The organism is Pseudomonas sp. (assembly GCF_040514055.1).
GTDB lineage: Bacteria > Pseudomonadota > Gammaproteobacteria > Pseudomonadales > Pseudomonadaceae > Aquipseudomonas.
In genome coordinates, this window is record NZ_JBEVDL010000004.1 from 1 (window position 1) to 20,458 (window position 20,458).

A 20,458-nucleotide genomic window follows, 5' to 3' on the forward strand; every position below is an offset into this window, starting at 1 on the left:
TCGGGATGAGCGTCCCGGACACCCATTTGGGACCACTGATGAGGGTAATAACTGTGCTTGAAGCCTACCGCAAACATATCGAAGAGCGTGCAGCCCTGGGTATCGTTCCCCAGCCGCTTAACGCCGAACAAACAGCAGGCCTGGTCGAGCTGCTGAAAAACCCTCCGGCTGGCGAAGAAGAATTTCTCGTTGACCTGATCACCAATCGCATTCCACCAGGCGTGGACGAAGCGGCCTATGTCAAAGCCGGCTTCCTGTCTGCACTGGCCAAGGGCGAAGTTTCCTCCCCTCTGCTGGACAAAAAGCGCGCTGTAGAACTGCTCGGCACCATGCAGGGCGGCTACAACATCGTCACTCTGGTTGACCTGCTGGACGACGCCGAGCTGGCGCCAGTCGCTGCCGCGCAACTCAAGCACACCCTGCTGATGTTCGATGCATTCCACGACGTCGCGGAAAAAGCCAAGAACGGCAACGTTCACGCCAAAGGCGTGCTGCAATCCTGGGCTGACGGCGAGTGGTTCAAGAACCGCCCGACCCTGGCCGACAAGATCAGCCTGCGTGTATTCAAGGTGACTGGCGAGACCAACACCGACGACCTGTCCCCTGCTCCTGATGCCTGGTCCCGCCCGGACATCCCGCTGCACGCCCTGGCCATGCTGAAAATGGCCCGCGACGGCATCGTGCCGGACGTACAAGGCTCCATCGGCCCGATGAAGCAGATCGAAGAAATGCGCGGCCAGGGTTTCCCTATCGCCTACGTCGGTGACGTGGTCGGTACCGGCTCCTCGCGTAAATCGGCAACCAACTCGGTGCTGTGGTTCTTCGGTGACGACGTTCCTTACGTCCCGAACAAGCGCGCTGGCGGCTTCTGCTTCGGCAGCAAGATCGCTCCGATCTTCTACAACACCATGGAAGATGCGGGCGCACTGCCCATCGAATTCGATGTGACCAACATCAACATGGGTGACGTGATCGACGTTTACCCATACGAAGGCAAGGTCTGCAAGCACGACAGCGACGAAGTGATCACCACTTTCGAACTGAAAACCCCGGTCCTGCTGGATGAAGTCCGTGCTGGCGGTCGTATTCCGCTGATCATCGGTCGCGGTCTGACCGGCAAGGCGCGCACCGAGCTGGGCCTGCCTCCTTCGACCCTGTTCAAGCTGCCTGAAGTCCCTGCTGCGAGCACCAAAGGCTTCACCCTGGCACAGAAGATGGTCGGCAAGGCATGCGGTACCGACGGTATCCGTCCTGGCACCTACTGCGAACCGAAAATGACCACCGTCGGCTCTCAGGACACCACCGGTCCCATGACCCGTGACGAACTGAAAGACCTGGCGTGCCTGGGCTTCTCGACCGATCTGGTGATGCAGTCTTTCTGCCACACCGCGGCCTACCCGAAGCCGATCGACGTCACTACCCACCACACCCTGCCCGACTTCATCATGACCCGTGGCGGTGTGTCCCTGCGTCCGGGCGACGGCATCATCCACAGCTGGCTGAACCGCATGCTGCTGCCGGATACCGTCGGCACCGGCGGTGACTCCCACACCCGTTTCCCGATCGGCATCTCCTTCCCGGCCGGTTCCGGCCTGGTCGCCTTCGCTGCGGCCACCGGCGTGATGCCGCTGGACATGCCCGAGTCGATCCTGGTTCGCTTCAAGGGCGAGCTGCAACCGGGCGTCACCCTGCGTGACCTGGTGCATGCGATCCCCTACTACGCGATCCAGAAAGGCTTGCTGACGGTCGAGAAAAAAGGCAAGAAAAACGCCTTTTCCGGACGCATCCTGGAAATCGAGGGCCTGGAAAAACTCACCGTCGAGCAAGCCTTCGAGCTGTCCGACGCCTCGGCCGAACGCTCCGCCGCCGGTTGCACCATCAAGCTGTCGAAAGAGTCGATCGCCGAGTACCTGCAGTCCAACATCACCTTGCTGCGCTGGATGATCGGCGAAGGCTACGGCGATGCCCGGACCCTGGAGCGCCGTGCGCTGGCGATGGAAGCCTGGCTGGCCCAGCCGGACCTGCTGGAAGCCGACAAGGACGCCGAATACGCCGAGGTCATCGAGATCGACCTGGCCGACGTCAAGGAACCGGTGCTCTGCGCACCGAACGACCCGGACGATGCGCGCCTGCTGTCCAGCGTGGCGGGCGCGAAGATCGACGAAGTCTTTATCGGCTCCTGCATGACCAACATCGGCCATTTCCGTGCGGCCGGCAAGCTGCTGGAAAAGGTCAAGGGTCAGTTGCCCACCCGTCTGTGGCTGTCGCCGCCGACCAAGATGGACGCTCACCAGTTGACCGAGGAAGGTTACTACGGCATCTACGGCAAGGCCGGCGCGCGCATGGAAATGCCGGGCTGTTCGCTGTGCATGGGTAACCAGGCACGGGTAGAGGCCAACTCGACCGTGGTCTCCACCTCGACCCGTAACTTCCCCAACCGTCTGGGTGACGGTGCCAACGTCTACCTGGCGTCGGCGGAGCTGGCGTCGGTGGCGTCGATCCTCGGTCGCCTGCCGACTGTCGAGGAGTACATGGTCTACGCGAAGGAAATCGACACCATGGCCGCGGACGTATACCGCTACCTGAGTTTCGACCAAATCGCCGAGTTCCGTGAAGCCGCGGCCAACGCCAAGATCCCGGTGATTCAAGCCTAAGCTCTGCGTGCGTTGAAAAACCCCGCCTCGTGCGGGGTTTTTTATTGCCTAGGACGCGCCAGCGGGCTAGTTTTCGCCTGTGGACCAACCAACCAGGAGTAAACGCAATGAAACATTGGCTATTGGCCATTTTCTGTCTGGCCAGCCTGGCCGGCTGCTCCAGCGAGTACATCATCATGACGACCGATGGGCAAATGCTCACCAGCGACGGCGAACCGGAGCTGGACAAAAACACCGGCATGCTCGAATTCGAGGACAGCGAAGGGCGTAAACAGCATATTCCCCAGGCCAACGTGAAACAGATGATGGAGCGCTGAATGCCCATCAGGCTCTACCACCCCGCCACGGCGGGGTTTTTTTTGCCCGTCAGCATGGCTGGCATATCGCTTGCTTAAGCATTGCCCACCGGACTCGCGGCAACGGCGGGGTCCGTTCACAGACACGGGCGGCGTTTCTGGCCACCCCGCCTTCGGTAGCCGGGACGGTGCCTTTTCGTTCAACGGCGGAACCCAGCAAATGAACACGATGCACAGCACCCGTAACGATGCACTGGCCTGGGTGGCCGGCAGCGACGCACCGGAAAAGAGCGCGTTGAACCTGGGTTTTATGGCCCTGACCGACTCCGCGTCGCTGATAGTCGCCGCCACCCAGGGCTTCGCCCAGCCTTATGGGCTGACCCTCAACCTGCACCGCCAGGCGTCCTGGGCCAGCCTGCGCGACCGTTTGCTCAGCGGCGAACTGGATGCCGCACAAAGCCTGTACGGGCAGATCTACGGCATCCACCTCGGCCTCGGCGGCCCGGCCACCGACATGGCCATTCTTATGGGACTGTGCCAGAACGGCCAGGCGATCAACCTCTCCGAACCGTTACGGCGCGCGGGCGTGACCTCCGCCGAGGCGCTGGCCGCACGCGTGCGCCAGAGCGGTGCAAAACTGACGTTTGCTCAGACTTTCCCCACCGGCACCCACGCCATGTGGCTCAACTACTGGCTGGCCGCCCAGGGGATCCACCCGCTGGAAGACGTCAACACCGTGGTGGTACCGCCTTCGCAGATGGTTGCCCACCTGCAGGCCGGGCGGATCGACGGTTTTTGCGCCGGCGGGCCCTGGGGCGCCCTGGCAGTGGACCAGGGGCAAGGCTTTACCCTCGCCACCAGCCAGTCGATCTGGGCCGCCCATCCGGAGAAGGTACTGGGGGTGACCCGCGAATTCGTCGAACGCTACCCCAATACCGCGCGCGCCCTGACCATGGCGGTGCTGGAGGCCAGTCGCTTTATCGACCAGAACCTGGAAAACCGCCGCAGCACGGCGCAACTGATCAGCGGCCGCGATTACGTCGACGCGCCGCTGTCGACCATCGAGCCGCGTTTTCTCGGTCAGTATGAGGACGGCCTAGGCCACGCATGGCTGGATGCCCACCCGCTGAGCTTCTTCAGCGAGGGTCAGGTCAGCATGCCCTGGCTCTCCGACGGAATATGGTTTATGACCCAGTTCCGCCGTTGGGGCTTGCTCAAGGAGGACCCCGACTACCTGGGCATCGCCCGGCAGATCCACCAGCTCGACCTCTACCGCCAGGCCGCCGAAGCCCTGGATATCGCCGTGCCGAGCCATCCCATGCGCCGCTCCACCCTGCTCGACGGCAGTGTCTGGGAGGGGAGCGACCCGGCCGGCTACGCCCGCAGTTTTGCCATCCATGCGCGCAGCGACACCGTCGCGCCCATTGCCCTGTAACGGAATACCGCCATGCTGCGAATTTTGTTGATCAACGACACCCCGAAGAAGGTGGGCCGCTTGAAAAGCGCGCTGATCGAAGCGGGCTTCGAGGTCATCGACGAGTCGGGGCTGACCATCGACCTGCCCGAACGGGTCGAGGCCGTACGTCCGGATGTGATCCTGATCGACACCGAGTCCCCCAGCCGCGACGTGATGGAGCAAGTGGTGCTGGTCAGCCGCGACCAGCCGCGCCCAATCGTCATGTTTACCGACGAACAGGACCCGGGGGTGATGCGCCAGGCGATCCAGGCCGGGGTCAGCGCCTACATAGTCGAGGGCATCCAGGCCAACCGACTCAAGCCGATACTCGATGTCGCCATGGTCCGCTTCGAGAGCGACCAGGCCCTGCGCGCCCAATTGCACGCCCGCGACCAGCAGATGGCCGAACGCAAACGCATCGAGTTGGCCAAGGGCATGCTGATGAAAATGAAAGCCTGCAACGAGGAAGAGGCTTATACCCTGATGCGGCGGCAAGCCATGAGCCGCCAACAGAAGCTGATCCAGGTTGCCGAGCAGATCATTGCGATGAACGACTTATTGGGCTGATAGGAGCCCCGCAAGCCAGTACAACCAGATTCCAAATGTGTGACGCCATCAAAGGATGTCTGCTTGACGGCTGTTAGGCTGCCTGCCCAATCCAAGGAGCAGGAACCCTATCGATGCCGACATTCTTCCAACTACGCCCGCGCTCAAGCCAAGCGATGGGCTTGGCAGCTGTGTTTTCAAGCGCGCTTTCGCTGCTCGCCATGTTTTGCCCGGCCGCCGGGGCAGAGGTCAGACCCGGGTTGTCTCCTGGGGGTAACTTCGCCTTGGAGCAATGGAAGCTGGTTGTTCCCGTCGACAAGGAGGGGCTGTTTACCGGCAAGGCCCTCACGGTACTTCCGGCTCAATTGGCCGGTCCAACCGGTTACACTTCACCCTGGTTCCATACCGCGTCCGACGGGGCTATGACCTTTTGGACGCCGGTGAGCGGTGCCACGGCGGAAATTGCACCCAACGGCGATCCGCGCTCCGAGCTACGCGAAATGATCGATCCCAGTAACGATCAGGTGAACTGGGACAGTTTCGGTAGCGCACTGCTTGAGGCGCAGCTCAAGGTGATGCAAGTTCCAGCAGGCGATGGCTTGATCATCGTGGGGCAAGCCCATTCGCACCGACCCGGCCGTAAAACCGCCCCCCTGGCCAAGCTCTATTACAAATACGATTTTGTGAAGCAAACCGGCAAGCTGCTCACCAATTTGCAAACCTTGCCTGACCCGCAAACCACGCCCTACTCAGTTCATGAGGTGGCTCGCGACATCAAGCTGGGACAGGCTTTCACCTATCAAATAAAAGTATCCCGCAGCGGCACCGAACCGGCGGTAGTCGCTGTCTCGGTGGACAATGGCGCTCCTGCACAAATGACCATGAATCCGGCCTGGGATCCAGTGACCTTCTACTTCAAGGCAGGCGCCTACCTTAATTCGGCCACCAGCGCCACGGACGGCGGTCTGGTGAAGTTCTACCGGCTGGCCGCCAGCCATCCGGCCAACGGCCTGAGCATCGTCACCCCGTCCGCCCTGCCCGCCGCCACCGTCGGCAGCCCCTACAAGTTCGCCTTGCAGGCCCGCGGTGGGATCGGCGGCAGTACCTGGCGGTTAGTCAGCGGTTTTCCGCCCGCAGGTTTGAGCCTGGGGACGGACGGGGTGATCGGCGGCAGCGCGTTGCCCAGCGCCGTGACCAGCAAGCCCAATGATGTGATGGTGCAGGTCAGGGACGCCAACGGCAGTACCTTTGCCAAGAAATTTTCCATCCTGGTCACGCCCTAGGCCTTTGAGCATAGCGTTGGCGCCTGGTTGGGCGCGAAAACAGGCAAGAATCGCGAAGTTTGCTCACGCTAAATGAGCGACGCGTAACACTGTATCGCACCTCAGCAGGCTTAGCCTCCGTGTTGCGTGCATAAGTCGGGTCCATTTTCCGCGGCAACGCGGCGCGTGTGGCGAGCATCCACAGGCCCTAACCCGCGGGCAAAGGCATAGGCGGGGGTACCGCTTGCTCAACTGAACGGCACCCGACGGGAACTGTTATGGTTGGTGAAATGTAAGTTGTTAAACTGTACCTGTTTTTCGGTTGCCCTGTGTATCTGCTGCTGGGCGCGACTCTTGGTTAGGCTCCTGGCACCGTCCTCTTCCCCAACGAGTCGCCATGCACACCGACGAACAATCGCTACTGGCCGAGGCCGATCGCCGCGCACTGGCCTACACCGCCGGTATCGCCGAGCGTCCCGCCTTCCCTCGGACAAGCGCCATCGCCGCCCTGAGCGCGTTCAACGAACCCTGGCCGGCCCAGGGGCGCGCAGCGGGGCAGGTCCTGCAACAACTGGATGACCTGGCTTCGCCGGCCACCGTGGCCTCCAACGGGCCCCGTTACTTCGGTTTTGTCATCGGCGCCACCCTGCCGGCGGCTGCCGCCGCCGAGCGGCTGGTGCTGGCCTGGGACCAGTGCGCCTCGTCGTTCGACAACTCACCGGCGGCGGACGCTATCGAGCGGGTCGCCGGGCGCTGGATCACCGAGGCGCTGGACCTGCCCCGCGACAGTGCCGTGGGCTTCGGCACCAGTGCCACCGCTTGCACCCTCGCCTGCCTGGCCGCCGCCCGGCGGGTGCTGCTGGCGCGCCAGGGCTGGGATTTCGACGGCGACGGCCTGAACGGCGCACCCGAGGTGCGGGTGGTGATTTCCGCCAGTGCCCATATCACCGTGAAGAAGGCCTTGCGCATCCTGGGGTTTGGTATCAATCGTCTGATTCTCGCGCCGACCGACGAGCACGGTCGGGTCGACCCGCGGCAACTGCCAGAACTGGACGAGCGGACCCTGCTCTGCCTGCAGGCCGGCGAGGTCAATACCGGGGAATTCGACCCGTTCCTCGCGCTGATCCCTCGCGCCAAAGCGGCCGGCGCCTGGGTCCATGTCGACGGTGCCTTTGGCTTATGGGCCCGCTGCAGCGGCCAGGCACAGTTGGTCGATGGCGTCGAGCTGGCCGACAGCTGGACCACTGATGGGCACAAATGGCTGAACAGCCCTTACGACGGCGCCATGGCCATCTGTCGCGATGCCGCCGCCCTGGCGGCCGCCATGAACAGCGACGCGGTCTATGCCACGGCCAGCCAGGACGCCCAGAAAAACCTCAACCTGGAATTCTCCCGGCGTGCCCGGGGCGTAGCGATCTGGGCGGCCCTGGCCGCCCTCGGCCGCGATGGCCTGCGCGAGCTGCTCGACCGTCACCTGCGCCAGGCCCGGGAACTGGCCGAGCGGCTGCGCGCGGCCGGCTTTGAAGTGCTCAATCGGGTGGTGCTCAACCAGGTGCTGGTGCGCGCCGACAGCGATGCCCAGACCCTGGCGATCCGCGAGGCGGCCCAGGCCTCGGGGCAGGTCTGGTTCGGTCCGACGCTCTGGCAGGGCCGTCCGGCCTTTCGCCTGAGCCTGTCGTCCTGGCGCACCACCGACGCCGACGTCGACTCCCTGGCCACGCTGTTGATCGAACTGCGCCAGCGCACGGCCGTCTGAGACCGCCAGCCGCCGCGAACCAACCGACGCACCTGGAGTCTGCTCTGAAGCCTGCCCATCGCAGGCCTCGGGCACGCAGTCACCGCGAAAGGGACCGTCTCGAGCCGCCCTTGGGACGAGGACAGCCCGGCATGCAGGTTATGAGCACACCGCTTCAACACCGCCGCGACACCCGCCCGGCGCACCGAATCGCCCTTCTGGGCAGCCTGTTGCTGGGCATTTCGCTGACGCCCAGGGCCTCGGCGGACCTCTATCCGGATGTTCCGCCCGGCGGCAACTTTGACCTGCAGTACTGGAACCTGACTTTGCCGGTGGATGCCGAAGGCGCTAACGGCGGTACCGCGGCAATCCTGCCGGCGGATCGACTGAGCAGCCCCCTGGGCTATCAATCGTTTTGGTTCGCCACCGACACCGATGGCGCCATGACGCTGTGGGTTCCGCTCAATGGCGCCCTGGCCAGCGGCGCCAGCCGGCCCCGTGTGGAGTTGCGCGAACGCAGTGGCTCGAGCCTGTTGGGCAGCGCCTGGAGCGCCGCCGGGCATTCGCTGCAGGAAGCCCTGGTCAAGGTGACCCAGGTGCCGGACGATGGCCTGGTCAACCTCGGCGAGGTCCATAGCAGTGCTGGTGCGCCGCTGATCCTGCTGTACTACCGCCATGACGCGGCCCGTCAAACGGGCCAGGTCATCGCCCGATATCAGGGGTTGCCGTCGCCCGGCTCGCCGTCCAGCCGCCATACCCTGGCCAGCAATGTGCGCCTGGGGCAAGGTTTTTCCTACCAGTTGCAGGTCAAGGAAAACGTCGCCAGCGCCTCGGTCAATGGCGGCGCCGCGACACGCTGGGTCATGGACCCGGCCTGGGTCGGCGAGACCTTCTATTTCAAGGCTGGCGCCGCCCTGCACCGGCGCGGCGACAGCGCCACGGAGGGCGCGCGGGTGAAATTCTACCGCCTGGCCGCCAGCCACCCCAACGACGGCCTGCTGATCAACAGCCAGGGCATCCTGCCGCCGGCCCAGGTCGGCCACCCCTACCTGGCCCAGCTCTACAGCACCGGCGGACGTGGTGGCGCCACCTGGACCCTGGTTAGCGGCCATCCGCCCGCCGGCCTAAACCTGGACGCCGACGGCGTGCTGCGGGGCAGCCCCGACGCCAGTGCGGCCTCCAGTCAGGCCCATTGGTTTATGGCCCAGGTACGCGATGTGCACGGCAGCACCCATGCCAAGACCTTCTCGTTGCGGGTCGAGCCTGCGGCTCCTTGAGACTGCCGACCTCGATGCGGGCTCGACAAGCACTGAGCGCTGCGTTTATCGTGCGCCCTGGCCACCGCAGTGGCCAACGTCGCTCGGACGGTTCCGGGCGCTGACGTCTTCGAGGAACACATGGCTGAACAAGCTAAGCGCCGTTTTGCGCGCATCGATCGCCTGCCCCCCTACGTTTTCAATATCACCGCCGAACTGAAGATGGCCGCCCGCCGCCGTGGCGAGGACATCATCGACTTCAGCATGGGCAATCCGGACGGCGCCACGCCGCCGCACATAGTCGAAAAACTGGTGCAAGTCGCCCAGCGCGAAGACACCCACGGCTACTCCACCTCCCGCGGCATCCCACGCCTGCGCCGGGCCATTTCGCGTTGGTACGCCGACCGCTATCAGGTGGACATCGACCCGGAAAGCGAGGCCATTGTCACCATCGGCTCCAAGGAAGGCCTGGCGCACCTGATGCTCGCCACCCTGGACCACGGCGACACGGTACTGGTGCCCAACCCCAGCTACCCGATCCATATCTATGGCGCGGTGATCGCCGGCGCCCAGGTGCGTTCGGTGCCGCTGATCCCCGGCGTGGATTTCTTCGCGGAACTGGAGCGGGCGATTCGCGAATCCATCCCCAAGCCCAAGATGATGATCCTTGGCTTTCCGTCCAACCCCACCGCCCAATGCGTGGAACTGGATTTTTTCGAGCGGGTGGTGGCCCTGGCCAAGCAGTACGACGTGCTGGTGATCCATGACCTGGCCTACGCCGACATCGTCTACGACGGCTGGAAAGCCCCTTCGATCATGCAGGTGCCGGGCGCCAAGGATATTGCGGTGGAGTTTTTCACCCTGTCCAAGAGTTACAACATGGCCGGTTGGCGCATCGGTTTTATGGTCGGCAACCCGGAGCTGGTCAGCGCCTTGGCGCGGATCAAGAGTTACCACGACTACGGCACCTTTACCCCCCTGCAGGTGGCGGCCATAGCCGCTCTGGAAGGCGACCAGCAATGCGTGCTGGACATTGCCGAGCAGTATCGGCAACGGCGCAATGTGCTGGTCAAGGGCCTGCATGAACTGGGCTGGATGGTGGAAAACCCCAAGGCCTCGATGTACGTCTGGGCCAAGATACCGGCGGCTTACGCCCAACTCGGCTCGCTGGAGTTCGCCAAAAAACTCTTGAGCGAGGCCAAGGTCTGCGTCTCGCCCGGCATCGGCTTTGGCGACTATGGCGATGACCATGTGCGCTTTGCCCTGATCGAGAACCAGGATCGCATCCGCCAGGCCCTGCGTGGCATTCGTGGCATGTTCCGCGCCGACGGGCTGTTGCCGCGCGAGGCCAAGCCCTCTGCCTCCTTGTAGGAGGCCTACCCGCGGCCCGAGGCCGCGGGATTCTTTCTGCTACAGCCAGGTGAGTCGGGCTCCTTTCGGCGCGAGGTCGCGCCTTCTACAGGGTGCGGTTCGCGCGGGTTATTCTTCCAGCTCTTTATTGGAGGCCAATATTTTATCCAGCGCCTCGTTCATTACCTGATCCCAGGTCTGTCTGGCCGGACTTTCGCCAAACATATGATTTATATACCAGGTATCCTGGTGCACATGCAAAATACCAAAGCGGCCCTGCTTATCGTAGTAAATATAATAATGCGCTTCGCTCGCCCACGAAAAATCATCCCAGGTTGCAACGACGATATAGTTGGAATTCAGGTGATCGATTTCGTCCTGGGTGTAAATGGCGTTTTCATGGTTGGGATCGAGTTCCTCGCGGGCATTGCTCCATTGATAATTGATCATGTCCGCCAAGCCCAGCGAGTGAAATCTCACGTAACTTTTCGACTCTTTGTTTTTCACCAGACGCTCAAGCGAATAGACCGACAGATATTGAAGCGCCTTGCCACCGCCAAGCCAGCCGTGCGTACGGTAAAATGCCACTAAATCGGCAGGAAAGGGCAACGCAGGACCGAAAGCATTGATGGTTTGCTCAGGCACGGGCTTTCCAAATTTCGACAGAGAGGCATAAGCATCCAGATGCTGCTGCAAGCTTCCCTTCTCTCCCTGCTCCCTCACCAAGTACTCGTGGTATTGGGTACGGGACGCTATCTCCAGGGCGTTCAACTCTTTGATTAGGCCATTCAAGCGCTCAACGGTTTCTGGCTGCATAGCTAGACTCGCATTCGACAATGAAAAACTCAGGAACAATCCGATAACGCGCAGGCACCGTGCAAGGGGCACACCGAAAAAGCCATGCAACCTATGTCTTACCATCCACTGATTTCCCTTCATAGCAGCGCTGAGACCCTGCACGACTAAAATAATAACCAGCCCTTCTAACCGGACGTTTGCGGTAGCAGAGCGCGAACATCCTGGTACCACACCACAGGCGAAGTTCGGGCATTGTACTCAGCTTTCCGTGACCGACCGCCTATGAGTTCTCACTGCGCTTCAATATTCTGTCCAGCGCTTCATTCATCACCTGATCCCAGGTTTGCCTGGCCGGACTTTCATCGAACATATGCTCGATTTTCCAGGTATCTTGATGCAAGTGAAAAATACCGAAGCAGCCCTGTCTGTCATAATAAATATAAAAATGCGCCTCGCTTCCCCACGAATAATCCTCCCAGGTTGCGACTACAATATAACTGCTGTTTAAATAATCGATATGTTCCTGGGTGAAAATAGCCTGCTCACTGCTGACATCAAGCTCGTCGCGGTCGTTATCCCATTGGAAATTGATCATATCCGCCAAGCCCAGCGAATGGAATTGCTGGTAAGCGTAATCTGCACCGTACATCCCCAACAATTTCTCAAGTGAAAAAACAGTCAACACTTGAAATGCAGTTCCACCGTAAAACCAACCTTGAGTGCGATAAAATGCCACTAGATCGGCAGGAAAAGGCACTGCTGGAGCAATTTCCTGGATAGCTTGTTCAGCGACCGGCTGGCCAAAGGTCGACAGTGAGGCATACGCCTCCAGATGCTGTCGCAAGCTTTCTTTCTCACCCTTTTCCCTCACCAAGTAATTGTGGTACTGGGTACGAGACGCTGTTTCGAGAGCATTGAACTTCGTCAGTGCCTCGTTAAATCGCTCAAGTGTTTTTGACTGCATGGCAAGACTCGTATTTTATAATGAAAAACCCAGGAGTACAGAGGCAACAGGGAAGTGCTTTGCACCGGCACTCACAAAACCCATGCAAATTATCTTTCCCCATGCTACGTCCAGCCAAGGAGAGTGCTGGCAGCCCTGCACCTTTAAGACAACAGCAAGTATTACATTGTGTTCCCAATAACGTTCCTCCCCCCTTTCCCAACGCCAGTCCGTAGGCGGATTACCTGCAGGCGGGTGTTCGATGACCGAGGGTGCTCGAACATCACCCAGCAGGATCGGTGAGTTAAGGCGTGCGCATCATGCTGCATCGACCGCGTTTTTCCCAACCTCCGAGGCCTTCCAGTTGCAGCGCATGCTCTACCCATATCACCGGTCCTGCAGAGTAACGGCAGACGCAGCCGAGTCGCTTCTCGAGGTAGGCGACTAAGGGTGGTCCGAACCCCACGGCCGGCTGTCACACGACTGACACCTAAACGACTTAATCTTCGCGGCACTTTCCCTTCCCCCTGTTTAAGGTGTTTGTGCCATGCCGCGCGCCCGGGCTGCTGTCGAACGTGAAATCTGGAGTCGGACCACGACTTTTCTGCTGCTGGGGTTTATCGCCTACGCCCTGCCCTGGTCGGTGTTCGCCGCCCTACCCCTGCCCGCCGACGGGCAACCGCTGCTGCGTATCCAGGGCTCCAACACCGTGGGCGCCAAGCTCGGTCCGGCGCTGGTCATGGGTCTGTTCGAAGAACAGGGCTTGAGCGATATACGCGTGGAAAAGACTGCGGAGAACGAACAACGGGTGCTGGGCCGCACCCGCGAGGGTCGCCAAGTGCAGGTACAGGTTGCCGCCCACGGCTCGGGTACCGGCTTTGTCGCCCTCAAGGACGGTACGGCCGAGCTGGCCGCCTCCTCGCGGCCGGTCAAGGACAGCGAGGCCCAGGCGCTTGGCGCCGCGGGCGACCTCAAGGACCGGCGCGCCGAACAGGTGATCGCCCTCGACGGGCTGGCGATCATCCTGCACCCGGACAATCCGCTCAAAGCACTGAGCACCGAACAACTGGCGGGGATTTTTTCCGGCGAGATCGCCACCTGGGAAGCGCTGGGGAGCCGCGGTGGTGCGATCAGCCTGTATGCCCGCGATGACCAGTCGGGCACCTACGACACCTTCAAGGAGCTGGTGCTGGCGGCCCAGGGCAAGACCTTGGCCCCTGCGGCACGGCGCTTCGAGTCCAGCGAGCAATTATCCGATGCGGTAAGCCGCGACACGAACGGCATCGGCTTTATCGGCCTGCCCTATGTGCGCCAGGCCAAGGCGCTGGCCATTGGCGCCGGCGATGCCCAGGCGTTGCTGCCCAGTGCCACCTCGATCGCCACTGAGGACTACCCGCTGTCGCGCCGGCTGTTTTTCTACAACCGCGTGAACGAGAAAAACCCCTGGGCCCAGGCACTGGTGGCCTTCGCCCACAGCGCGCGCGGCCAGGCCATCGTGCAGAAGACCGGTTTTGTCGCCCAGAGCGTCGAGGCGGTGACGGTTGACCCCACCGCCGGCATGCCGGCCGCCTATGCGCAGCTGAGCCAGCAGGCCCAGCGGCTGTCGGTGAACTTTCGTTTCCAGGAAGGCAGCGCCACCCTGGACAACAAGGCGCAACGGGATATTGGTCGAGTGCTGGATTACCTCACGCGCCAGGGCAAGCTGCGCGACGAGGTGGTGCTGGTCGGTTTTGGCGACGCCAAAAGCGATCCGGCCCGGGCGGAGCTGCTGTCGAAGTTGCGGGCCATGGCGGTGCGCCGCGAGCTGGCCAAGGGCGGGGTGATGCCGCGCGAGGTCACCGGCCTGGGCGATGAACTGCCGGTGGCGGCCAACAGCGCCGACAGCGGCCGGATGAAAAACCGCCGGGTGGAAGTCTGGGTGTATTAGGGACTGCTGACAGGGTGCGCATGGGTTACACCACGCGATAAGGCTGGGCGCGGCAAGGGCATGACCATCGCCGGCGTCCCGCGCCTGGTCAGGACCCTTCTGGGTGCACCATCACAGGTTTTCGCGGTGCCACAGGGACTTCGGCGAATGCCGATGGCTGCGCCACGCCGCACTGCAAATTAGTATCAGTCGATTCGCATAGGGGTACTGTCGCCGCAGGGCGCGGGCGCAGTAACCTGCCCGGGTTTGCAGCCAAACCAAGAATAATAAAGCGACCCCTGGAGCCCCCTTATGTACCTGGTGTGTGGCGAAGCCCTGTTCGATTTTTTCCTCGAGTCCACTGCCGAAGTACCCGGCAACCAGCTGCTGTACCGCGCCATCGCCGGCGGCTCGCCCTTTAACGTCGCGGTTGGGCTGGCGCGTCTGGACGTGCCGGTCGGCTTGTTCGCCGGACTGTCGCGCGACCACCTGGGCCGCCGTCTGCACCAGGTACTGGTCGACGAAGGAGTCGGCACCGAGCAGGTGCTCGAGGTCGATGCGCCGACCACCCTGGCCATGGTCGGGGTCGACGCCCTGGGGGCGCCGCAATACAGCTTCCGCGGCGAAGGCTGCGCCGATCGCCTGTTGCAGCATCTGCCGAAGCTGGCCGAGCAGGTACGCGGCCTGCACCTGGGGTCTTATTCCCTGGTGGTCGAGCCGATCGGCACCACCCTGCTGGCACTGGTCGAGCGGGAAAGTGGGCGGCGGCTGATCAGCCTGGACCCCAATATACGGCTCAACGTCGAGCCCGACCTGCTGCGTTGGCGTGCACGCATCGAGGCGTTCGCCCGCCACGCTCACCTGATCAAGGTCAGCGACGAGGACCTGGCGCTGCTCTACCCAGGCGAGGATCCGGAACACCTGGCCCAGGGCTGGCTCGACCATCGCTGCGAACTGGTGTTGCTGACCCGCGGCCGGCAAGGCGCCAGCCTGTTCAGCCGCCGCCACGGTCAGCGTTCGCAGCCAGCACGAGCGGTGGTGACCCGCGACACGGTCGGCGCCGGTGACAGCTTCCAGGCCGCGGTGCTCGCCTACCTGCACGAACAGGGCCTGGACAACCCCGAGAGCCTGGCCCTGATCACCCCTCGGCAACTGGACGCGTTGCTGGCATTCGCCGTAACAGCCGCGGCCCTCACCTGTTCGCGGCTGGGTCCGCAACTGCCTTACCGCCACGAGCTGCCCCTGTAGCCCTGCGCGCCGATGGCCCAGGCGGCCAAAAGGGTTTATAAAATCGCGTTCATTGCCCCCGCGTGAGAAGCATGAAAACCACGGACCCCTCCTATGAATTGATGGACGATCACGACGGCCACTCGTTGATCTACCGCGAGCACGGTTTTCCCTGCCACCTGGTGCGCTGGCACAATCACCAGGAGTACGAGTTGCACCTGATAGTCGCCAGCTCCGGCAAGGTCTTTATCGGCGATTACATCGGCAACTTCGGCCCGGACAGTCTGTTTCTCACCGGGCCGCACCTGCCGCATAACTGGATCAGCCAGCTGGAGGACGACCAGGTGGTGCCCCAGCGCGACATGCTGGTCAATTTCACCGACCAGTTGTTCGAGTCCGGCACCCAGGTGTTCAGCGAGCTGCGCCGGCTGGCGCCACTGTTCGAACGGGCGCGCTACGGCATCGAGTTCCATTGCCGGCACACCATCGGCCAGGCCAAGGATCTGATGCAGTCCATCGCCGACAGCAGCGGCATGGCGCGCCTGGGGTATTTTTTGATCCTGCTGGAGCTGCTCGCCAGCAGCGACGACTATCAGCTGCTGTCGGGCAGCACCTCGGCGCAACTGGGAGACGACAACAACGTCGACCGTACCAACCTCGCGGTCAATTACATCTTCCAGCACTACATGCGCGAGTTGCCGCTGGAGGAAGTGGCCGATCACCTGGGCATGAAAGCCACCTATTTCTCGCGGTTCTTCAAGCAGGCCACCGGCCGTTGCTTCGTCGAGTTCGTCAACAGCCTGCGCATCAGCAAGTCCTGCGAACTGCTGGCCGACGGCAAGCGACCAGTCACCGATGTCTGCTTCGAGTCGGGCTTCAACAACCTGTCGAACTTCAACCGGCGTTTCCAGCAACTCAAAGGCATGACCCCCTCGCACTACCGCCGGCTGGTGGTGCAACGCCTGACCGAGCAAAACCTCGGCTAGCCGCCGTTCTGCGCGTCCTGCCGGGCTCGCTCCGCTCGACCCGTTCGCGGTTGCGCCGCCGCCGGGGCACAGCCCGTTTCCCACAGTGCAAAATAATACGGATCGCGGTATGGCCCAGGCTTTGTCCTGCCTGGCGCCGCTCGTTGTAATAGGCCCGGGCGTCTGCGACACCTCGCGCGCCCGCCCATTACAACAATAAGAAAGGACACAAGATGACTCACAAGACCCACCGGCGCCTGGCGTTGTCGTGCGCTTGCCTGCTCGCCAGCGGCACCCTCCAGGCCGCGGAATTCACCGGTTACCTGCGCGGCGGCCTGGGCGATTCCTCGGGCCATGGTTCGCAAAGCTGCTTTCGCCTGCCCGGCGCCGCGTCCAAGTACCGCCTCGGCAACGAATGCGAGCAGTACGCCGAACTTGCCCTGAAACAGGATCTGCTGACCCTCGACGACGGCTCCCAGCTGGGCGTCTACGGCATGCTTAGCCTGAGCAATGCCTACGACCATACCCCCCGTTTCGACGGTGAGTTCGGCCAGACACGGATGCCCCAGGCCTACGCCTACTGGCGCGATATCGCCGCGCTGAACCAGGGCACCCTCTGGGCTGGGCGGCGTTTCTACAAGCGCAACGACATTCATATGTCCGACTTCTTCTACTGGAACCAGACCGCCACCGGCATAGGCCTGGAAGACGTGGAACTGGGCGGGCTGAAATACAGCTACGCCTTCTCGCGCAAGGACAATATCGACCAGCAGCGCTATATCAACCGACATGATTTCAACGTCGGCGGCATCGACGTCAACCCCGGTGGCGCGCTGGAGTTCGGCTTCAGTTATCTGGACAAGCCCGACACCCGGGACGCAGCCCACAGCGGCTGGAGCCTGACCGCCCAGCACCAGCAACTGGATTTTCTCGGTGCCGGCACCCGCAACACGGTCGCCCTGCAATACGGCGAGGGCCCGGGCACCGGTCTGGGCAGCACCGGTGATAGCGGCCTGGACCGCTCGGCCAAGAGTTACCGCCTGGTCGAGTACTTCGATTGGCAGCTGACCCCGCGCCTCAGTGGGCAGTTCCAGGTGGTCTACCAGAAGGACAAACGCCCCGACGGGGCCGACCAGGATTGGCTGTCAGCGGGCGTGCGCCCGGTCTATGCGCTGACCGACCAGTTCAAGCTGCAGCTCGAACTGGGGCACGACCAGGTCGATGCCACGGACGGAGTGCGCAGGTTGAACAAGCTGACCCTGGCGCCCACCTGGTCACCCAGTGGTCCGGGCTTTCGCGACCGCCCTGAAGTGCGCCTGTTCTACACCTACGCGCAGTGGAACCAGGCGGCCCAGGACGCCGCCAGCCTGCTGGACGCCGGTTCCTCGCTGTCCGACAGCGGCAACTTCGGCGATGCGCGTCACGGCTCGACCCTTGGCCTGCAAGTCGAACACTGGTGGTAGGCACCGGCGAACCGATACGCAATCCAGGCAGTGCCCGGGCACGCCCCTGGTGCGCCTGGCGCGCCCGCCGCGGTCTGACTGCACCCACCGAGATCGATGCCCTACCGGCGGAGTGCAAAATAGTATCGGTTCAGGTGGGGCCAAGGCTTTGTAAGTCGGGCCCGGCGGCGGTGTAATGAGCCTCGAGACGCTTCTTCACACAGGGCGATACGCCGCCCGGAAGCCTACAAAAACAATAATCGACTGGCGCCCCCGGGCGCACAAGAGAGTGTGAGATGACTGCAAGTAAAACCCTGCTCGCCCTCGGCCTGCTGGCCCTGTCCAGCGCCGCGGCCGCCGAAACCCTGACCATCGCCACGGTCAACAACAGCGACATGATCCGCATGCAGCGGCTTTCCAAATCCTTCGAACAGGCCCATCCCGGCATCACCCTGAACTGGGTGGTGCTTGAGGAAAACGTGCTGCGTCAGCGCCTGACCACCGATATCGCCACCCAGGGCGGCCAGTTCGACGTGCTGACCATCGGTATGTACGAAGCCGCGCTGTGGGGCGCCAAGGGCTGGTTGGCGCCCATGACCGGGCTGCCGGCCGACTATGCCCTGGACGACGTGTTTCCTTCGGTGCGCGAAGGGCTGTCGGTCAACGGCACGCTCTTCGCCCTGCCGTTCTACGCCGAAAGTTCGATGACCTACTATCGCCGCGACCTGTTCGCCGCCGCCGGCCTGGCGATGCCCGAGCACCCGACCTGGACGCAAATGGCCGAGTTCGCCGCGAAACTGCACAAGCCCGAGCAGGAGCAATATGGCCTGTGCCTGCGTGGCAAGGCCGGCTGGGGCGAGAACATGGCGTTGATCACCACCCTGGCCAATGCCCACGGCGCCCGCTGGTTCGACGAGCAGTGGCAGCCTGAATTCACCGGTCCGGAATGGACCCAGGCGCTGACCTATTACGTGCGGACCCTGGGCAGCTTTGGCCCACCGGGCGCGTCGAGCAATGGTTTCAACGAGAACCTGGCGCTGTTCAACAGCGGCAAGTGCGCGATGTGGGTCGATGCCAGCGTGGCCGGCTCCTTTGTCACCGACACTGCCCAGAGCAAGGTGGCCGACAAGGTCGGCTTCGCCTTCGCCCCGCAGCAGAGCACCGCCAAGGGCTCGGCCTGGTTGTACTCCTGGTCCCTGGCCATCCCCAGCACCTCGAAGGCGCAGGCGGCGGCCAAGGCCTTCACCACCTGGGCCACGTCCAAGCAGTACGCCGAGCTGGTGGCCAGTACGGACGGGGTCGCCAACGTGCCGCCGGGCACCCGGGCCTCCACCTACAACGAGGCCTATATGGCTGCCGCGCCCTTTGCCGCGATCACCCTGCAGTCGATGAAAAACGCCAATCCGGCCAGCCCCAGCATCAAGCCGGTGCCCTATGTCGGCATCCAGCTGGTGACCATTCCCGAGTTCCAGGCCATCGGTACCCAGGTCGGCCAACTGTTCGCCGCCGCCCTGACCGGGCAGACCACGGTGGAGCAGGCCCTGCAAGCGGCCCAGCAGGCCAGCAGCCGGGAAATGAAACGCGCCGGTTATCCCAAGTAAGCCCGCCCCCAGGGGCGCGGATCGTCCTGCGGGAGCGATCACGCCCCGCGCCCGCCGGCATGATGGAGTGAGTGCATGAGTAGCCTGTTCGAAACCATGGCGGCGCCGGTTGGCGCCACCGTTCAGACCGCGCGCGCAGCGCGCAAACGCGCCCCCGGCGGCTGGCTGGTCAGCCCCTCGGTGGCCGTGCTGCTGCTGTGGATGATCGTGCCCCTGGGCATGACCCTGTATTTCTCGGTGATCCGCTACAACCTGCTGTACCCCGGAGAGAAGGCCTTCGTCGGCCTGGAAAATTTCAGCTACTTCATCACCGACGCCGGCTTTCTGCCGGGCATGGGCAATACCCTGATCCTGGTCGCCAGCGTGCTGCTGATCAGCGTGGTGCTTGGGGTGCTGATCTCCGCCCTGCTGGAGGCCGCCGAGTTCACCGGCCGCGGCATCGTCCGGGTGTTGCTGATTTCGCCGTTTTTTATCATGCCCACGGTCAGTGCGCTGGTCTGGAAGAACCTGATCTTCCACCCGGTGTCCGGCGTGCTGGCGGCGCTCTGGAAATTTTTTGGCGCCCAGCCGGTGGACTGGTTGGCCCAGTACCCGCTGCTGTCGATCGTGATCATCGTCGCCTGGCAATGGCTGCCCTTCGCCATCCTGATCCTGATGACCGCCATGCAGTCCCTGGACCAGGAACAACAGGAAGCGGCGCGCCTGGACGGCGCCGGGGCCGTGGCGATCTTCTGGCACCTGACCCTGCCCCACCTGGCGCGGCCGATCGCGGTGGTGGTGATGATCGAGACGATTTTCCTGCTGTCGATCTTCGCCGAGATCTTCACCACCACCAGCGGCGGGCCGGGTTATGCCTCGACCAACCTGGCCTACCTGATCTACAGCCAGGCGCTGCTGCAATTCGATGTCGGCACCGCCTCGGCCGGCGGCCTGATCGCCGTGCTGCTGGCCAATATCGCGGCCTTCGTGCTGGTGCGCATGCTCGGCAAGAACCTCACGGACAAGCACTAGGGAGCCCATG

16 protein-coding genes are annotated in these 20,458 nt (G+C 62.9%); 14 read left to right on the top strand and 2 right to left on the bottom strand.

Features of this window, described 5'->3' with window-relative positions; genetic code table 11:
• The first annotated feature begins 53 nt into the window (after positions 1-53).
• The 8 genes from acnB to alaC all read left to right on the top strand — a co-directional run bounded on the left by acnB (position 54) and on the right by alaC (position 10,576).
• Positions 54-2,654, top strand: coding sequence for a bifunctional aconitate hydratase 2/2-methylisocitrate dehydratase (gene acnB, locus ABWY06_RS01160; protein WP_353923755.1), 2,601 nt, complete (start codon positions 54-56; stop codon positions 2,652-2,654).
• 107 nt (positions 2,655-2,761) lie between these two features.
• Complete coding sequence (locus ABWY06_RS01165; protein ID WP_353923721.1) at positions 2,762-2,971, top strand: YgdI/YgdR family lipoprotein; 210 nt, start codon at positions 2,762-2,764, stop codon at positions 2,969-2,971.
• 208 nt (positions 2,972-3,179) lie between these two features.
• Positions 3,180-4,385, top strand: coding sequence for a CmpA/NrtA family ABC transporter substrate-binding protein (locus tag ABWY06_RS01170; protein ID WP_353923756.1), 1,206 nt, complete (start codon positions 3,180-3,182; stop codon positions 4,383-4,385).
• A gap of 12 nt (positions 4,386-4,397) precedes the next feature.
• Positions 4,398-4,973: an ANTAR domain-containing response regulator gene (locus ABWY06_RS01175; protein WP_353923722.1), complete on the top strand. Its 576-nt coding sequence runs from the start codon at positions 4,398-4,400 to the stop codon at positions 4,971-4,973.
• A 113-nt stretch (positions 4,974-5,086) separates the two neighbouring features.
• Positions 5,087-6,235 (top strand): polysaccharide lyase family 7 protein, encoded by a 1,149-nt coding sequence (locus tag ABWY06_RS01180; protein ID WP_353923723.1) that lies wholly within the window; start codon positions 5,087-5,089, stop codon positions 6,233-6,235.
• A gap of 376 nt (positions 6,236-6,611) precedes the next feature.
• Entirely contained in the window at positions 6,612-7,970 is a 1,359-nt protein-coding gene (locus ABWY06_RS01185) for a pyridoxal phosphate-dependent decarboxylase family protein (RefSeq protein ID WP_353923724.1), read from the top strand.
• A 140-nt stretch (positions 7,971-8,110) separates the two neighbouring features.
• Positions 8,111-9,226 (top strand): polysaccharide lyase family 7 protein, encoded by a 1,116-nt coding sequence (locus ABWY06_RS01190; RefSeq protein ID WP_353923725.1) that lies wholly within the window; start codon positions 8,111-8,113, stop codon positions 9,224-9,226.
• A 120-nt stretch (positions 9,227-9,346) separates the two neighbouring features.
• Complete coding sequence (alaC, locus tag ABWY06_RS01195; protein ID WP_353923726.1) at positions 9,347-10,576, top strand: alanine transaminase; 1,230 nt, start codon at positions 9,347-9,349, stop codon at positions 10,574-10,576.
• Between the two features lie 108 nt (positions 10,577-10,684).
• On the opposite strand, the gene ABWY06_RS01200 is transcribed toward alaC, so the two are convergent.
• Together ABWY06_RS01200 and ABWY06_RS01205 are read right to left on the bottom strand one after the other, a co-directional pair.
• Positions 10,685-11,371 carry a hypothetical protein gene (locus ABWY06_RS01200; RefSeq protein ID WP_353923727.1) on the bottom strand — a complete coding sequence of 229 codons (687 nt, stop codon included), beginning with the start codon at positions 11,369-11,371 and terminating at the stop codon, positions 10,685-10,687.
• A gap of 262 nt (positions 11,372-11,633) precedes the next feature.
• Positions 11,634-12,317 carry a hypothetical protein gene (locus tag ABWY06_RS01205; RefSeq protein WP_353923728.1) on the bottom strand — a complete coding sequence of 228 codons (684 nt, stop codon included), beginning with the start codon at positions 12,315-12,317 and terminating at the stop codon, positions 11,634-11,636.
• Positions 12,318-12,843: 526 nt separating this feature from the next.
• On the opposite strand from ABWY06_RS01205, the gene ABWY06_RS01210 reads away from it, so the two are divergent.
• From ABWY06_RS01210 to ABWY06_RS01235, 6 genes are all read left to right on the top strand, one after another.
• On the top strand, positions 12,844-14,223 hold the full coding sequence (locus ABWY06_RS01210) for a substrate-binding domain-containing protein (RefSeq protein ID WP_353923729.1): 1,380 nt from the start codon (positions 12,844-12,846) through the stop codon (positions 14,221-14,223).
• Between the two features lie 291 nt (positions 14,224-14,514).
• The gene (locus tag ABWY06_RS01215; RefSeq protein WP_353923730.1) at positions 14,515-15,450 is read left to right on the top strand and encodes a carbohydrate kinase family protein; all 936 of its coding nucleotides are present in this window, start codon (positions 14,515-14,517) and stop codon (positions 15,448-15,450) included.
• Positions 15,451-15,521: 71 nt separating this feature from the next.
• Entirely contained in the window at positions 15,522-16,415 is an 894-nt protein-coding gene (locus tag ABWY06_RS01220) for an AraC family transcriptional regulator (RefSeq protein WP_353923731.1), read from the top strand.
• Positions 16,416-16,627: 212 nt separating this feature from the next.
• On the top strand, positions 16,628-17,857 hold the full coding sequence (locus ABWY06_RS01225; RefSeq protein ID WP_353923732.1) for a maltoporin: 1,230 nt from the start codon (positions 16,628-16,630) through the stop codon (positions 17,855-17,857).
• A gap of 275 nt (positions 17,858-18,132) precedes the next feature.
• A complete protein-coding gene (locus tag ABWY06_RS01230) occupies positions 18,133-19,437 on the top strand; it encodes an ABC transporter substrate-binding protein (RefSeq protein ID WP_353923733.1) in 1,305 nt (434 codons plus the stop codon).
• A gap of 96 nt (positions 19,438-19,533) precedes the next feature.
• A complete protein-coding gene (locus ABWY06_RS01235) occupies positions 19,534-20,448 on the top strand; it encodes a carbohydrate ABC transporter permease (RefSeq protein WP_353923757.1) in 915 nt (304 codons plus the stop codon).
• Positions 20,449-20,458 lie beyond the last annotated feature (10 nt).

Coding starts and splice junctions, on each gene's coding strand:
- ABWY06_RS01235 (WP_353923757.1), top strand. CDS start 19,534: ATGGCGGCGCCGGTTGGCGCCACCGTTCAGACCGCGCGCGCAGCGCGC.
- ABWY06_RS01200 (WP_353923727.1), bottom strand. CDS start 11,371: ATGCAGCCAGAAACCGTTGAGCGCTTGAATGGCCTAATCAAAGAGTTG.
- ABWY06_RS01180 (WP_353923723.1), top strand. CDS start 5,087: ATGCCGACATTCTTCCAACTACGCCCGCGCTCAAGCCAAGCGATGGGC.
- ABWY06_RS01170 (WP_353923756.1), top strand. CDS start 3,180: ATGCACAGCACCCGTAACGATGCACTGGCCTGGGTGGCCGGCAGCGAC.
- ABWY06_RS01190 (WP_353923725.1), top strand. CDS start 8,111: ATGAGCACACCGCTTCAACACCGCCGCGACACCCGCCCGGCGCACCGA.
- ABWY06_RS01165 (WP_353923721.1), top strand. CDS start 2,762: ATGAAACATTGGCTATTGGCCATTTTCTGTCTGGCCAGCCTGGCCGGC.
- ABWY06_RS01220 (WP_353923731.1), top strand. CDS start 15,522: ATGAAAACCACGGACCCCTCCTATGAATTGATGGACGATCACGACGGC.
- alaC (WP_353923726.1), top strand. CDS start 9,347: ATGGCTGAACAAGCTAAGCGCCGTTTTGCGCGCATCGATCGCCTGCCC.
- ABWY06_RS01175 (WP_353923722.1), top strand. CDS start 4,398: ATGCTGCGAATTTTGTTGATCAACGACACCCCGAAGAAGGTGGGCCGC.
- ABWY06_RS01205 (WP_353923728.1), bottom strand. CDS start 12,317: ATGCAGTCAAAAACACTTGAGCGATTTAACGAGGCACTGACGAAGTTC.
- ABWY06_RS01210 (WP_353923729.1), top strand. CDS start 12,844: ATGCCGCGCGCCCGGGCTGCTGTCGAACGTGAAATCTGGAGTCGGACC.
- ABWY06_RS01230 (WP_353923733.1), top strand. CDS start 18,133: ATGACTGCAAGTAAAACCCTGCTCGCCCTCGGCCTGCTGGCCCTGTCC.
- ABWY06_RS01185 (WP_353923724.1), top strand. CDS start 6,612: ATGCACACCGACGAACAATCGCTACTGGCCGAGGCCGATCGCCGCGCA.
- ABWY06_RS01215 (WP_353923730.1), top strand. CDS start 14,515: ATGTACCTGGTGTGTGGCGAAGCCCTGTTCGATTTTTTCCTCGAGTCC.
- ABWY06_RS01225 (WP_353923732.1), top strand. CDS start 16,628: ATGACTCACAAGACCCACCGGCGCCTGGCGTTGTCGTGCGCTTGCCTG.